The sequence below is a fragment of the Nesterenkonia maliinae genome, assembly GCF_051262655.1.
Lineage (GTDB): Bacteria > Actinomycetota > Actinomycetes > Actinomycetales > Micrococcaceae > Nesterenkonia.
Window position 1 is genome coordinate 809,214 of sequence record NZ_JBIMEY010000001.1, and the last position, 14,419, is coordinate 823,632.

Sequence of the window (14,419 nt, forward strand, 5' to 3'; positions counted from 1 at the left end):
GACGCCCTCCCCCGGCTGAGCTGGGGGCGGGCTGAATTCGTGATCCGGTGCAGTCTATGGCCTGAGCCTGGCGAGTGCGACCAGCGGAGGCGGCGGCTCCTAGGAGCTGTCGGGGTTCCGCCGGAGATGCACGACGGCGGCGACGAGTCCGCCCCAGACCGTGACCAGGGCCACGATCATCATGATCAGTGCGTCGGTCTCCATCAGTCTCGGGCTCCCGTTCGGTCGGTGGAGTTCTGGGTGCCGGGCTCAGTGCCGGGCTCAGTCGCGGTCGCGGGCTCTTCCTCGAGCGCCTCGGCGTGCAGCGCGGAGTCGGTCCGCCAGGGCAGGGCGGTCATCACGACGGCGGCCACCGCCACGAAGGCCAGCGCGCCCCAGCCGAAGGTCATCACCACCCAGGTGTCGAACCCGCCGTAGCCCTCGGTGACCTTGGTCCGGATGTCCATGACCAGCAGCACGCCCAGGACCACCGGGAGGACCACGCCGATCAGGGACTTCCAGATGAATCCCAGCTTGATCGAGCCGTAGGCGTTCATCCCGTCCGCCAGCACGTCGAGGCGGCGGAAGCCCCAGGTGACGGCGAGCACGGCGATGAAGGCCGCGGCGACGATGCCGATGTTGTTGGAGAAGGTGTCGATCACGTCGAGCACCGTGAGGCCGGAGACTCCTCCGAGCAGCACCACCGAGACCAGCGCGCTGGAGCCTCCGACGAGCCCGACCGTCACCGGCCGGGACCATCCGGTCTTGTCCTTGACCGAGGAGATCGCGACCTCGAGCACCGAGATCTGCGAGGTGATCCCGGCGAGGGTCAGCGAGCCGAAGAAGAGCACGCCGAGCAGGGCCGAGGCGGGCGCCTCGCTGATGATCGTGGGGAAGGCGACGAAGGCCAGCCCGAGCCCGGAGGAGGCGACCTCGTCCACCGCGGTGTTCGCGGCGACGGCGATGAAGCCCAGCGCGGAGAAGACGCCGATGGCGGCGAGCAGCTCGAAGGAGGAGTTCGCGAACCCGACGACCAGGCCGGAGCCGGTGGCATTGGACTTCCGCTTCAGATAGGAGGCGTAGGTGATCATGATGCCGAAGCCCACCGAGAGGCTGAAGAAGATCTGTCCGTAGGCCTGGATCCAGACGGTGCCGCTGGTCAGCGCGCTCCAGTCCGGGGTGAACAGGGCGTTGAGCCCGGTGAGCGCGCCGTCGAGGGTCAGCGAGTAGCCGACCAGGATCAGGAACATCACGAAGAGCACCGGGATGCCGTAGATCGACACGCGGGCGATCCCGCGCCGCACACCGAGTGCCAGGGCGATCAGCAGCACCACCCAGACGGCGATCAGCGGCCAGCCGACCTGTGCGACGAAGTCCACCGAGAGTCCGGATCCTTCGGTGCCTGCACCGTCGTACTGGAGGTATTCGGTGAAGAAGAAGCTCTCGGCGTCGTCGCCCCAGGCCTGGGTGAAGGAGTACCAGGTGTACATCGCGGCCCAGGCGATGATTGCGGCGTAGTAGATGGAGATCAGGAAGCAGATGCCCACCTGGAGCCAGCCGATGGGTTCGGCGTGCCGGTGCAGCCGCTTGAAGGCCAGCGGCGGGGATCCGCGGAACCGGTGGCCCAGGGCGTAGTCGAAGAGCAGGATCGGCAGTCCGGCGGTGAGCAGCGCGATCAGATACGGGATCAGAAACGCCCCGCCGCCGTTCTCATAGGTCACATACGGGAACCGCCAGATGTTGCCGAGTCCCACGGCAGAGCCGACGGCCGCCAGGATGAAGACGGTCCGAGAGTTGAAGCTCTCCCGGATCCGAGTTCGTGCCGGCGTCCGCTGTGTCATCGAGAGGTCTCGGCTCCCGTGAGCTCGGCGGTCAGGGCGGCCACGGCGGAAGGACCGCCGTCGCGCAGCGCGACGACCAGTGCGGTGCCGACGATGACCCCGTCGGCGTAGCGGCCGATCTCCTCGACGTGGGCCCGGGTGGAGACCCCCAGTCCGACGCAGACCCGCTCGGCTCCTGCGCTGCGGGCGGCGGTGACCACGCGCTCGGCGGCGTCAGAGACCTGATCGCGGGCACCGGTCACGCCCATCACGGAGACGCCGTAGACGAATCCGCGGGAGGCGGAGACGATCTGCGCGACCCGCTCCGGTGAGGAGGTCGGTGCGGTGAGGAAGACCCGGTCGAGTCCGTGCTTCTCGGTGGCGGCGATCCACTCGCGGCCCTCGTCAGGGATCAGGTCCGGGGTGATCGCGCCCGCGCCGCCGGCCTCGGCCAGGCGGCGGGCGAACTTCTCGGCGCCCATACGGTCGATCAGGTTGTAGTAGGTCATCACCAGGACCGCGGCGTCGGTGGCCTTGACCACTGCTTCCACGATGTCGAAGACCTCGGGCAGCTTGAAGCCGCGGGCGAGCACCTCGGTGGTGGCCTGCTGGATGACCGGGCCGTCCATCACGGGATCGGAATAGGGCACGCCGATCTCGATCACATCGGCGCCGTTGCGGGCCAGCTCGATGGCCGCCGCGATGGAGGTCTCCTTGTCCGGGTAGCCGGCGGGGAGGTAGCCGATGAACGCGGCGCGGCCCTGCGCGCGGGCGGCCTCGATGGCGGCGGCGGTCTTGGATGCGGTCTTCGGCGCCTGCGTGTCCGGGGCCTGGGTGTTCGAGGACTCGGCGTTCGGGGCCTGGGCGGCGGACCCCGCGTGGGTGGCTTCGGTGCTCATGCCTGGACTCCCGTCTCGGGTGCCGGGGACGGGCTCTCGTCTCCGGTCTTCTCTGCGGTCTCGGTCTCGGCCACCGGGTCGTTCTCCTGGCCCGGAAGCATCCGGAACCATTCGGCGGCGGTCTCCACGTCCTTGTCGCCGCGCCCGGAGAGGTTGATCATGATGATCTTGCCTTCGCCGTCCTCACCCCAGCTGCGGGAGAGCCGGGCGGCGCCGGCCAGACCGTGGGCCGATTCGATGGCGGGGATGATGCCCTCTGTGCGGCAGAGCATCTCGAAGGAGGCCATGCACTCGGTGTCTGTGACCGGCTCGTAGGTGGCGCGTCCGATCTCGGCGAGGTAGGCGTGCTCGGGACCGACCGAGGGGTAGTCCAGACCGGCGGAGATCGAGTGCGAGTCCACCGTCTGGCCGTCCTCGTCCTGCATCAGGTAGGAACGGGCGCCATGCAGCACGCCCGAGCGGCCGAGCGTGATGGCCGAGGCGTGCCGGCCGGTCTCGACGCCGTCGCCGCCGGCCTCGAAGCCGTAGAGGGCGACCTCCGGGTCGTCCAGGAAGCCGTGGAAGAGCCCCATCGCGTTGGAGCCGCCGCCGACGCATGCGGCGACGACGTCGGGCAGGCGTCCCTCCATGGCGAGGATCTGTTCGCGGGCCTCGTCGCCGATGACCTGGTGGAACCAGCGGACCATCTCGGGGAACGGGTGCGGTCCGGCGACGGTGCCCAGCAGGTAGTGGGTGTTCTCCACCGAGGCGACCCAGTCGCGCAGCGCTTCGTTGATGGCGTCCTTCAAGGTCTTGGCGCCGTGGTCCACCGGGACCACCTCAGCACCGAGCAGCCGCATCCGGGCCACGTTCAGCGCCTGTCGGCGGGTGTCCTCGGAGCCCATGTAGACCACGCAGTCCATGCCCATCAGGGCGGCAGCGGTGGCGGTGGCCACGCCGTGCTGGCCGGCCCCGGTCTCGGCGATCAGCCGGGTCTTGCCCATGCGCTTGGCGATCAGCGCCTGGCCGAGCACGTTGTTGATCTTGTGCGAGCCGGTGTGGTTGAGGTCCTCGCGCTTGAGGAAGATCCGGGCGCGGCCGGCCTGGGCGGCAAAGCGGGGCACCTCGGTCAGCAGCGAGGGGCGTCCGGTGTAGTCCCGGCCGAGGCGGTGGAACTCGGCGAGGAACTCCGGATCCTTCTTGGCCTCGCGGAAGGTCTGCTCCACCTCATCGAGTGCGGCGACGAGCGATTCCGGCATCCAGCGTCCACCGAAGTTCCCGAAATAGGGTCCTTCGTGGTCGCGGTACTTCTGCGTCTCTTCAGCTGGAGCGCTCATGATCTCTCCTCGATGATCTCCGCCGGTCAGCCTCAGCTGGTCGGCTCAGTGTATGAAGCTCAGGTGGTGGGTGCCCAGGGGTGCAGGCTCAGACCAGGCTCGCGGCGCGAAAGCTGCGCAGCGCGGTCTCCGGTGCGCCGTCCTTCACCAGAGCTTCGCCGACCAGCACGGCGTCGGCGCCCTGTGCGGCGTAGTCGACGACCTCGCGGGCGGAGGTGACGCCGGACTCGGCGATCCGCACCACGGACTCCGGAAGGTGCTGGGCCATCGTGGCGTAGTGCGCGACGTCGACCTCCAGGGTCTTGAGGTTGCGCACGTTGACTCCGACGATCCGGGCGCCCAGCGCGACGGCGCGGGCGATCTCTTCCTCGGTGTGCGCCTCGACCAGGGCTTCCATGCCCAGTTCGTGGGTCAGGGTCAGGAAGTCGCGCAGCTGGTCGTCGTCGAGTGCGGCGACGATCAGCAGCACGAGGTCCGCTCCGTGGGCGCGGGCCTCGTAGAACTGGTAGGAGTCCACCATGAAGTCCTTGCGCAGGACCGGGATCTCGACGGCGGCGCGCACCGCGTCCAGGTCGGCGAGGCTTCCGTTGAAGCGTCGGGCCTCGGTGAGGACGCTGATCACTGCGGCGCCGCCGTCCTGGTAGGACTTTGCGAGCCGGGCTGGATCTGGGATCTCGGCCAGGGCCCCCTTCGAGGGCGAGGACCGCTTGACCTCGGCGATGATCCGCACGCCGTGCGGGTCATCGCGCCCTGCGAGCAGCGCCGCGTGGGCGTCGAGCGCGGGGGGCGCGGCGGCCGCTGCCACCACGATCTGCTCATGCGAGATCGCGGCGCGGCGCACCTGGAGGTCTTCGCGGACTCCGGCGATGATCGAGTCGAGGACGGTCACCATTCAGTGAGCTGCGGTTTCTGACCGCCGCTTGTCCTGGCTGCGGCGGGAGTTGTCCGTGGTGGCCGGACCCTGGTGGTCGCGGGCGCTCTCGTGCTGCTTGAGCACCGCGTTGGAGTCCATCTCCACGCCGTAGCCCTTGGCTTTGAGCACCACACCCAGGACCAGGGCGAGCGGGATGAAGAGGATCGAGATCCAGACCATGATCCAGATCTCCAGCACCATGCCCAGGCCGGCGATGATCGAGCCGACGATGATGGTGAGGCTGAGCGCCCAGGCCGCGGGAGTGGAGCCGTGGCCGATGTGATCGTGGTGGATGTACTCGTCATCGACCTTCTCGCCGGGGGCTGGCTCAGTGTCGCGCAGAGCAGTGGGGTTGGCCATTCTGGTCCTCTCTAGAACGTGCAGCGGTGCTCATTCACATCTGGGCACCATTCTGCCACGTATGGTCTGACCCCGTGGTCGGTGACGCCGCAGGGCGAAACCTTCCCGGGTCGATGTCACCGGGCTTTCCGGTGGGCGGGCGCTACAGGCGTTTTGACCGCCCGGTCCGGCGGCCGGGCCGCGGGTGATGCAGCCGCGGGTGATGCGGCGGCGTGGGTATCAGCGGCGGGGGTCTGAACGGCGGGGGTCCGTGGGGTCTTCGCCGTCGGAGAGCCCGTCCCAGAGGTCGAACTCATCGGGGTCGGTCTCGCGGGCCCTGGCGCGCCGCGCGCCTCGGCTGGGCCCGGGGGTCTGCGGGGTTCCCGGCCGCCCGGCGTCTGACCCGGTGCCGCCGCCCGGCGCCTCGGGAGCGTCCTCGGCCGTGTTGACCTGGTATTTGCGAGACCGGCGGTCCGGCCAGCGGTGGGAGACCAGCAGGAGTCCCAGGGAGGCGATCAGCAGCAGCAGCGCGCCGCCGAAGCCCAGCCAGACTGCCATGCTCAGCTCATAGCGCTGAGCCTCGGCGGTGGTGCCGGTGATCTCGCCCAGCGCCGTGGAGGCGACGCCGGCCGGGTCAGCCAGCACGGAGCGGATGGCCAGCAGGGCGATGACGGCGGCGCCGAAGAGCACCGACCCGATGACGACGCGGCCCAGCCGCCTCGCGATGGTGACGGCCACCCCTGCGGCGAGCCCGACCAGGCCCATCGCGGTGACGGTCTCGACCAGCTCTGCGCCGGTCATGGCCACCTCCTGGACCGAGGAGGTGGACCCCAGGCCGTAGGCGCTGACCCAGGTCATGGTGGAGGAGATCAGCAGCAGCGCGCCGCCGAGCAGAGACATCAGCACCACGTTGCGGCGCGTCATCAATCCGCCGAGGCGAGAGGTCCCGCGACGCTGTGCCCGGGAATCCTGCGGCTCGGGATTCTGCGGGGCAGGGGTGGTCTCGCTCATGTGTGCTCCAGACGATCTGCGGCCAGCACGGCGCGCAGCGGCGCCGCGGCCTTGTTCACGGTCTCCAGGCGTTCGGCGTCGTCGTCGGAGTCCGCGACGATCCCGCCGCCGGCCTGGACGTAGGCGCGCCCGTCCTTGAGCAGGGCGGACCGGATCGCGATGGCCGCGTCCATCCGGCCGGAGAGGTCGAAGTAGCCGACCACTCCCCCGTAGATGCCGCGCCGGGTGGGCTCCCAGGCGTCGAGCAGCTGCAGCGCGCGCGGCTTCGGCGCCCCGGAGAGCGTGCCCGCCGGGAAGGTCGCCGAGAGCACGTCGTAGGCGCTGTGCTCGGGGGCCAGTTCGCCCTGGACGTGGCTGGTCAGGTGCATCACGTGGCTGAACCGCTCCACCGCCATGAACCGGGTGACCTGGACCGAGCCCGGAACGCAGACCTTGGCCAAATCGTTGCGCGCGAGGTCCACCAGCATGATGTGCTCGGCGCGCTCCTTCTGGTCTGCCAGCAGGTCCTCGGCGAGCTCGGCGTCCTGCTTCGGGGTCTCCCCGCGGGGTCGGGTGCCGGCGATCGGGTGGGTGACCACGGTGGTGTCCTCCACCGTGACCAGCGCCTCCGGGGAGGCTCCCACGAGCTGGTAGGGCTCGCCGTCGGGGGTCTCGAAGTGCATCAGGTACATATAGGGGCTGGGGTTGAGCAGCCGCAGCATCCGGTAGACGGCGAGGGCGTCGACGTCGGTCTCCACCTCGAACCGGCGGGACACCACGATCTGGAACACCTCACCGTCGATGATGGCCTGCTTGGCCTTGCCCAGGGTCGCGAGGTATTCGTTCTGGTCCCAGGCGTGGACGACCCGGTCGGTGAGGTCCTGCTTCACCGCCGCACCCCAGTCCGGCTGGGCGGTGGAGACCACCGGGGCGACGGGCTCGGCGAGCTTGGCGCTCATCTGGTGCAGCCGGGCGACGGCGTCGGCGTAGGCATCCTCGGCGCCGGTGTCCTGGCCATCGAAGTTGATCGCGTTGGCGACCAGGGTGACGGTGCCGTCTCGGTTGTCGTGCACCGCGAGGTCCGAGACCAGGTTCATCGCCATCTCTGGGACGTGGAGGTCATCGGTCGGCGGGTGGGGCAGCTTCTCCCAGTGCCGGATGACGTCCCAGCCGGCGTAGCCGACCAGGCCGGAGGTCAGATGCGGCAGCTCCTCGATGAAGGGCCGGCCCGGCGTGGTGCGCGCGGCGGGCTCGGTCGAGGACGTGGCTGAGGTGGAGGCGTCTGTGGTGGCCGTCCCGGCGAGGAACTCCAAGGTGCTGCGCAGCACCTCGGCGGTGGTGCCCTCGCGCGGGGTGCCGACCGGGGGCTTCCCGATCCAGTGGGCGGCGCCGTTGATCGCGCTGAGTGTGGCGGAGGAGCTCACCCCGATGAAGGAGTGTCGGGACCATGCGGCGCCGGGCGCGGCGGACTCCATCAGGAAGGTGCCCGGGCGGGCCGCTCCGGCCTCGTCGGTGGCCAGCGCCCGGTAGATGCTCAAGGGGGTGTGCGAGTCGGTGAGCAGCGTCATGGTCACCGGGATCACCCGGTGGTCCTGGGCCAGCTCGAGGAACTCCTCCGCTCCGGGGACCACGGTGCCGAGGTCATGCATCGGTGATCTCCCGTCCGGTGAAGCAGGTGGTGGTGCCGGTGTGGCAGGCGGGTCCGGACTGCTGGACGCGCATCAGCACGGTGTCGCCGTCGCAGTCCAGCGCGAGCGAGACCACCTGCTGGACGTTGCCGGAGGTCGCGCCCTTGCGCCAGAGCTCCTGGCGGGAGCGGGAGAAGTACACGCCTTGGCGGGTGGCCAGGGTGATGCCCAGCGCCTCGGCGTTCATCCAGGCCAGCATCAGCACCTCGGAGGTCTCGGCGTCCTGGGTGATCACCGGCACGAGCCCGTCGGCGTTGAAGCGCACGGCCTCGAACACCGACCCTGCGAGCCCAGACTCCTGAGGTGAAGGCTCTGCGGTCTTCAGCTCTGCGGTCTCAGGCTCTGGGGTCGCTGCCGTCTCGGTTTCTTCGCTGCTGCTCATGCGGACCTCATCTCACCGGGTAGCCGGCGGATCGTATGGCGTCTTTGACCTGGGCGATCATGTCATCGGGGCCGAAGTGGAACATCGAGGCCGCCAGGACCGCGTCGGCGCCGGCCGCGATGGCGGGCGGGAAGTGCGCCGGGACTCCGGCGCCGCCGGAGGCGATCAGCGGGACCCGGGTGACTGCGCGGACCGCGGAGATCATCTCGGTGTCGAAGCCGTCTCGGGTGCCGTCCGCGTCGATCGAGTTCAGCAGGATCTCCCCCACTCCCCGGTCGGCGGCGTCGCGACACCAGGCCAGCGCGTCGATGCCGGTGCCGGTCCGGCCGCCATGGGTGGTGACCTCGAACCCGGACTCGGTGGACTCGCTGCGCCGGGCGTCGAGGGAGAGCACCAGGACCTGGTTGCCGAAGCGACCGACGATCTCGTTGATCACCTCGGGGCGGGAGACCGCGGCGGTGTTGATCGAGACCTTGTCCGCCCCGGTGCGCAGCAGCCGGTCCACATCCTTCGGTGAGCGGATCCCCCCGCCGACGGTGAGCGGGATGAAGACCTCTTCGGCGGTGCGGGTGACCACGTCGTAGGTGGTCTCCCGGTCGGCCGAGGAGGCGGTGACGTCGAGGAAGGTCAGCTCGTCGGCTCCGGCGCGGTTGTAGCGGTGCGCCAGCTCCACCGGGTCCCCGGCGTCGCGGAGGTTCTCAAAGTTGACCCCCTTGACCACGCGACCGGCGTCGACGTCCAGACAGGGGATGACTCGGACTGCAAGTGTCATCGGCCGTCCTTCGCTCAGATCCGGCAGGCGTGGATGGAGGAGACCAGGATCGCGCGGGCGCCGAGGTCATAGAGCTCGTCCATCAGCTGGTTGGTCTTCTTCGCGGGCACCATGGAGCGCACGGCCACCCAGTTCTCATCCGCCAGCGGGGAGATGGTCGGTGATTCCAGGCCTGGGGTGATCGCGGCGGCGGCTGGGAGCAGGTCCCGGTGCACGTCGTAGTCCATCATCACGTACTGGGCGGCGACGAGGACGCCCTGCAGTCGGCGGATCAGCCGGTCCAGGCCCTCGGGGTGCTGGTCACGGCCGGAGATCAGGATCGCCTCGGACTGCATGATCGGATCGCCGAAGGTCTCCATCCCGGCGGCCTTGAGCGTGTTGCCGGTCTCCACGACGTCGGCGATGGCGTCGGCCACGCCGAGCCGCACGGCGGTCTCCACGGCGCCGTCGAGGTGCACGACCTCGACGTCGGGGATGCCCTGGTCCTCGAACCACTGGGCCAGCAGGCCGTCATAGCTGGTGGCCACCCGGGTGCCGGCGAGGTCGGAGGCACTGCTGAAGCGGCCCTTGGGGCCGGCCAGGCGGAAGGTCGACTTGCCGAAGCCCAGTCCGAGGACCTCTTCGGCGCCGTGGTCGACTCGGGCGTCCTGGAAGAGGTCGCGGCCGGTCAGCCCGACGTCGAGGGTGCCGGCGCCGACGTAGACGGCGATGTCGCGGGGCCTCAGGTAGAAGAACTCCACCCCGTTCTCCTCATCGAGCATGACCAGTTCGCGCCGGTCGCGGCGCTGGACGTAGCCAGCCTCGGAGAGCATCTCCATGGCGGCCTCGGAGAGGGCACCCTTGTTCGGAACAGCAATGCGCAGCATAGGGATCTCGTCTTTTCGTGTGCAGGTGATGGCGGTGTCGGTGAACTCGCCCGGGAGGTTCAGAGGTACTTGTAGACGTCCTCAGGAGCGATGCCCTTGGCGATCATCATGACCTGCAGATGGTAGAGCAGCTGGGAGATCTCCTCCGCGGTCTCTTCGTCGCTCTGGTACTCGGCCGCCATCCAGACCTCGGCGGCCTCCTCGACGACCTTCTTGCCGATCTGATGGACCCCGGCGTCGAGGGCTGCGACGGTGCCGGAGCCCTCCGGGCGGGTCTCGGCCTTCTGGGCAAGTTCGGCGTAGAGCTGATCGAAGGTTTTCACCGCTCCAGGGTATCTCACCGGTTCAGCGCGGCGATCTCCACGGCTGCGGCGACGCCGGCGTGCGCGGCCTCGAAGCCCTTGTCCTCTTTGGAGCCCTGCAGGCCTGCGCGATCCAGCGCCTGCGCCTCGTCGTCACAGGTGAGCAGGCCGAAGCCGACGGGGGTCCCGGTGCTCAGCGCCACCTGGCTGAGTCCGTCGGTGGCGGCGGTGCAGACGTAGTCGAAGTGCGGGGTTCCGCCGCGGATCACCACGCCCAGGGCGACGACGACGTCGAAGCTCTTCGCGGCGTGGGAGGCGAGCACCGGCAGCTCGAAGGAGCCAGGCGCCCGGATCACGGTGACGTCCTCGAGGCCGATCTCGGCGAAGAAGCGGTGTGAACCGGCGATCAGTCCGTCCATGACCACCTCATGCCAGCGGGAGGCGACGACGGCGACGCGCAGGTTCTGCTCGGCGGCGGCGGTGCGCAGCGTGTCAAGCTCTGCAGTCTCGATCTGGGGTGTTCCGGTGCCGCTCATGCGGGCTCCTCTGCTGTGGTGGTCGGTGCGGGGCTGGTCGACATCTTCAGAGTCTCCAGGGTCTTCAGGCTCACTGCTCGTGGAGCTGGAGGTGGTCGAGGGTGTGGTTCATCCGGTCGCGCTTGGTCTCCAGGTACCGGCGGTTGGTCTCGTGCACCACTCCGGTGGAGGGCACGAGCTCGACGTCGAGCCCGGCGTCGCGCAGGGTCTGCACCTTCAGCGGGTTGTTGGTCATCAGCATGAGCTTCCGGATGCCCGAGGCGTAGAGGATCGCCGCGGCGCCGGAGAAGTCGCGGAGCTCCGCGGCCAGGCCCAGCATCTCGTTGGCCTCCACGGTGTCTGCGCCCTGCTCCTGGAGCTTATAGGCCCGCATCTTGTTGGCCAGGCCGATCCCGCGGCCCTCGTGGCCGCGCAGATACAGCAGGTGCCCACCGTCGCGCTGGATGGACTCCAGCGCCGAGGCCAGCTGGGTGCCGCAGTCGCAGCGTCGCGAGCCCAGCACGTCTCCGGTGACGCACTCGGAGTGCATCCGGATCAGCGGCCGCTCGGCGCTCTCCCTGCCCTCACCGGGCGCCTGGGAGAGCGCGGAGATCAGCATGTGCTCATGTCCGGTGGCATGCTCGGTCCAGACCTGGGCGGCGAAGACCCCGTGGTCGGTGGGCAGAGTGACCACCGGTCCGGGGGTGACCAGCCTGGAGATCTCGTCGTTGGGGGCCTCCCAGCTTGCGGCGACCGCATCCATCGCGGTGCCCGGCTTGGGGGTGCCGCCGCGGTAGACGATCAGGTCCGCGATCGAGATCAGCGCGTACTGGTGCTCATCGGCGAACTCGCGCAGCGCCGGCAGACGCATCATCCGGCCGTCGTCGTGGGTCAGCTCGGCGATCACGCCGACCTCGGGGAGCCCGGCGAGCCGACAGAGGTCCACGGCGGCCTCGGTGTGGCCGTCGCGTCCCAGCACACCCCGGGGATCAGCGATCAGCGGGAAGATGTGTCCCGGGCGGCTGAGGTCCGCGGCGGTGCTCGCCGGGTCCGCCAGCACCTTAGCGGTCAGCGCCCGATCTGCGGCGCTGATCCCGGTGCTGACTCCGCTGATCGCGTCGCAGCTGATCGTGTACGCGGTGCCCTTGGGGTCCTCGTTGTCGGTCACCATCGGAGGCAGCCCCAGGTGTTCGGCGCGCTCCGGGGTCATCGGGGCGCACAGCACCCCTGAGGTGTAGCGGATGGTGAGCGCCATCAGCTCGGGCGTGGCCATCCCGGCGGGGAAGATGATGTCACCCTCGTTCTCGCGGTCGGCGTCGTCGACGACGATCACCGGTCGGCCTGCGGCGAGCTCGTTGAGCGCGACATCGATCCGGTCCAGCACCGGAGCCGGGGTCTCCGGCTGCGGGATGGCCGGTGCGGACGTGACCTGCTGCTCGGCGGCGGGGGCCTCGTCGTCGGCGAGGTGCTGGTCGAACTGGAGCATCCGGCGGGCATACTTGGCCAGCACGTCGACCTCGATGTTGACCTGGGCCCCGATGCCGGTGCTGCCCAGTGTGGTCTCGGCCAGCGTGGTCGGGATCAGTCCCACCTCGAAGAAGGGGTCGCTGGATCCCGGCGCGGAGACCGCGGAGACGGTCAGCGAGACCCCGTTGATCGCGATGGAGCCCTTCTCCGCGATGTAGGGAGCGAGGTCCGGGCTGATCAGGAAGCGATGCCGCCCGTCCTGGGGGTCGGCGAGGATCAGCTGGGCCAGACCGTCCACGTGCCCCTGGACCAAGTGCCCGTCCAGTCGTGCGCCGGAGGGAAGGCAGCGTTCGAGGTTCAGCGGGTCCCCCACCTGGAGCTGTCCCAGCGTGGTGCGTGAGAGGGTCTCCTGGATCAGCTCCACGCTGATCTGCTCGTCCTCGATGGCGACCGCGGAGACACAGACACCGTTGACGGCGATCGAGCCGCCGAGACCCAGTCCCTCGGTGTGTCCCGGGGCGGCGAAGCTCAGCCGCTCCACACCCTTGGCGGGATCGAACCGACGCGCAAGGACCTCTCCTAGACCAGTCACGATTCCGGTGAACATGTGTCTCCTTTCGGCTGCAGGTGCACACAGACATCGGAGTCCATGATCTGCACCGGCCCGCTGTCAGCGGGGTCAAGAGCGAAGCGGGGCGCCTCACTCAGGGTTCTCACACCGATGTCGCCGACGCTGCTTCGACCTGCTCCGAGCAGCAGCGGCGCATGGTAGGCGAAGATCTCATCGACGAGATCGGCGGCGAAGAAGGCCGAGAGCACGCTCTGACCGCCTTCGACCAGGACGTGCTTGATCGGATAGCCGCCATGTGTCGTCTGGGCGAGCTCCTGCAGGGCGGCCAGCGGGTCACGGGTGCGCAGGTGCAGCCAGCCATCCCCCTCGGGCAGGCCCTGGGTCAGCTTCTGCGCAGGCCCCACCGGGGTCATCCCCATGACCACGCGAAGCGGCTGACGCAGGGTCAGCTCGCCGGTCGGGGTGCGCGCGGTGAGCCGGGGGTCATCCACGGCCACGGTGTTGGTGCCGACCAGGATCGCATCGGTCCGGCTGCGCACCATATGAGTGTGGTCGCGGGCCGCCTTGGAGGTGATCCACTGGCTGGTGCCGTCCGGTGCGGCGATCCGCCCGTCCAGGGTCTGCGCCAGATGGGCGGTGACGAAGGGGCGGGACTGCGCCGCGGCTGCGACCCAGCGGTGGTTCAGCGCCTCGCACTGCTGCTCCAGCACCCCGGAGACGACGTCGAGTCCGGCGCGCCGCAGCACATCGGCTCCCCCGCCGTTGCTCGAGGGATCCGAGGCGCCGTGCACGACACGTCCCACACCGGCGTCGAGGATCAGACGGGTGCAGGCGGGCTGGCGGCCCTGATGTCGGCAGGGCTCAAGGGTGGAGTAGAGAGTGGCTGTGCGCAGGTCCGCCCCGGCCGGATGCGCGCGGGCGTAGGATTCGAGCGCGTCGCGCTCGGCATGGAAGGTTCCGGCTCCGCGGTGGTGACCGGTGCTCAGCACCTCTCCTGCGGCAGAGACCAGGATGGCACCGACCAGCGGATTCGCTCCACGAGTGCCGCGGATGGCGGCCTCGAGGGCCTGGCGCATCACCGCTTCATCTGGCACCGCATCGTCCTTCCCAGCGTGTCGACGCACTCCGGGGAGGCCGACGCCGCGGTGGCGCCGGTCAAGCCCAGGTGGTCGACCCGCGGGTTCGCGAAGGCGGCCACAGGGGCTCTCGTGCTTCTCCCATCCAGACTGTGACTGTCGGTACCGGAATTTCACCGATTCAACCGAGATCTGCTCAGCGGACTGGGCAGGACTCGGGTCGCGGACTATGACCGCCGGTTCGGACTTTCACCGATCCCGGAGCACGAAATGTGTAGCTTCAAGTGTGCCACATGCGCGGTGTGGGCGGGCTCGATGCCGCTTCAGAGTGACACGTTGCTTCGCATGGCCTGATCTCGCGGGTGGGGCAGACACCAAGAGGGCCCGAGACCTGGTGGTCTCGGGCCCTCATGGTCTGTCGCCTGCCGGGCGACCCATCTGAGCGGATGACGAGATTCGAACTCGCGACCCCCACCATGGCAAGGTGGTGCTCTAGCCAGCTGAGCTACATCCGCATGAGTTCA

At 69.3% G+C, this 14,419-nt stretch carries 15 protein-coding genes, 1 tRNA gene and 1 riboswitch; all 16 genes read right to left on the reverse strand.

Annotated elements, in window-relative coordinates; all coding sequences use genetic code 11:
- Positions 1-99 precede the first annotated feature (99 nt).
- The gene (locus tag ACHAA4_RS03685; protein ID WP_106123397.1) at positions 100-204 is read right to left on the reverse strand and encodes a methionine/alanine import family NSS transporter small subunit; all 105 of its coding nucleotides are present in this window, start codon (positions 202-204) and stop codon (positions 100-102) included.
- Positions 204-1,820, reverse strand: a complete 1,617-nt coding sequence (locus ACHAA4_RS03690) for a sodium-dependent transporter (RefSeq protein WP_435772819.1) — start codon at positions 1,818-1,820, stop codon at positions 204-206. Before ACHAA4_RS03690 ends, ACHAA4_RS03685 begins: the two co-directional genes overlap by 1 nt.
- Positions 1,817-2,698, reverse strand: a complete 882-nt coding sequence (trpA, locus tag ACHAA4_RS03695; RefSeq protein WP_435772820.1) for a tryptophan synthase subunit alpha — start codon at positions 2,696-2,698, stop codon at positions 1,817-1,819. Before trpA ends, ACHAA4_RS03690 begins: the two co-directional genes overlap by 4 nt.
- Positions 2,695-4,014 carry a tryptophan synthase subunit beta gene (gene trpB, locus ACHAA4_RS03700; protein ID WP_435772821.1) on the reverse strand — a complete coding sequence of 440 codons (1,320 nt, stop codon included), beginning with the start codon at positions 4,012-4,014 and terminating at the stop codon, positions 2,695-2,697. The genes trpA and trpB overlap by 4 nt, the downstream gene beginning before the upstream one ends.
- 88 nt (positions 4,015-4,102) lie before the next feature.
- A complete protein-coding gene (gene trpC / locus ACHAA4_RS03705) occupies positions 4,103-4,906 on the reverse strand; it encodes an indole-3-glycerol phosphate synthase TrpC (protein ID WP_435772822.1) in 804 nt (267 codons plus the stop codon).
- Positions 4,907-5,287, reverse strand: coding sequence for an HGxxPAAW family protein (locus ACHAA4_RS03710; protein WP_435772823.1), 381 nt, complete (start codon positions 5,285-5,287; stop codon positions 4,907-4,909).
- Positions 5,288-5,506: 219 nt separating this feature from the next.
- Positions 5,507-6,277 (reverse strand): Trp biosynthesis-associated membrane protein, encoded by a 771-nt coding sequence (locus ACHAA4_RS03715; RefSeq protein WP_435772824.1) that lies wholly within the window; start codon positions 6,275-6,277, stop codon positions 5,507-5,509.
- Positions 6,274-7,905, reverse strand: a complete 1,632-nt coding sequence (gene trpE / locus ACHAA4_RS03720; protein ID WP_435772825.1) for an anthranilate synthase component I — start codon at positions 7,903-7,905, stop codon at positions 6,274-6,276. The genes ACHAA4_RS03715 and trpE overlap by 4 nt, the downstream gene beginning before the upstream one ends.
- Positions 7,898-8,326: a phosphoribosyl-AMP cyclohydrolase gene (hisI, locus tag ACHAA4_RS03725; RefSeq protein ID WP_435772826.1), complete on the reverse strand. Its 429-nt coding sequence runs from the start codon at positions 8,324-8,326 to the stop codon at positions 7,898-7,900. The genes trpE and hisI overlap by 8 nt, the downstream gene beginning before the upstream one ends.
- 7 nt (positions 8,327-8,333) lie before the next feature.
- Positions 8,334-9,098, reverse strand: coding sequence for an imidazole glycerol phosphate synthase subunit HisF (gene hisF, locus ACHAA4_RS03730; protein WP_435772827.1), 765 nt, complete (start codon positions 9,096-9,098; stop codon positions 8,334-8,336).
- A gap of 14 nt (positions 9,099-9,112) precedes the next feature.
- Positions 9,113-9,964: an ATP phosphoribosyltransferase gene (gene hisG / locus ACHAA4_RS03735; RefSeq protein WP_435772828.1), complete on the reverse strand. Its 852-nt coding sequence runs from the start codon at positions 9,962-9,964 to the stop codon at positions 9,113-9,115.
- A gap of 59 nt (positions 9,965-10,023) precedes the next feature.
- Positions 10,024-10,287 carry a phosphoribosyl-ATP diphosphatase gene (locus tag ACHAA4_RS03740; RefSeq protein ID WP_106123386.1) on the reverse strand — a complete coding sequence of 88 codons (264 nt, stop codon included), beginning with the start codon at positions 10,285-10,287 and terminating at the stop codon, positions 10,024-10,026.
- A 14-nt stretch (positions 10,288-10,301) separates the two neighbouring features.
- Positions 10,302-10,802, reverse strand: a complete 501-nt coding sequence (ribH, locus tag ACHAA4_RS03745) for a 6,7-dimethyl-8-ribityllumazine synthase (protein ID WP_435772829.1) — start codon at positions 10,800-10,802, stop codon at positions 10,302-10,304.
- A gap of 70 nt (positions 10,803-10,872) precedes the next feature.
- Complete coding sequence (ribB, locus tag ACHAA4_RS03750) at positions 10,873-12,855, reverse strand: 3,4-dihydroxy-2-butanone-4-phosphate synthase (RefSeq protein ID WP_435772830.1); 1,983 nt, start codon at positions 12,853-12,855, stop codon at positions 10,873-10,875.
- Positions 12,837-13,913 carry a bifunctional diaminohydroxyphosphoribosylaminopyrimidine deaminase/5-amino-6-(5-phosphoribosylamino)uracil reductase RibD gene (gene ribD / locus ACHAA4_RS03755; protein WP_435772831.1) on the reverse strand — a complete coding sequence of 359 codons (1,077 nt, stop codon included), beginning with the start codon at positions 13,911-13,913 and terminating at the stop codon, positions 12,837-12,839. Before ribD ends, ribB begins: the two co-directional genes overlap by 19 nt.
- Positions 13,914-14,023: 110 nt before the next feature.
- A riboswitch (FMN riboswitch) is annotated at positions 14,024-14,166 on the reverse strand.
- A gap of 170 nt (positions 14,167-14,336) precedes the next feature.
- A tRNA-Gly gene (locus ACHAA4_RS03760) sits at positions 14,337-14,410 on the reverse strand.
- Between the last annotated feature and the right edge of the window lie 9 nt (positions 14,411-14,419).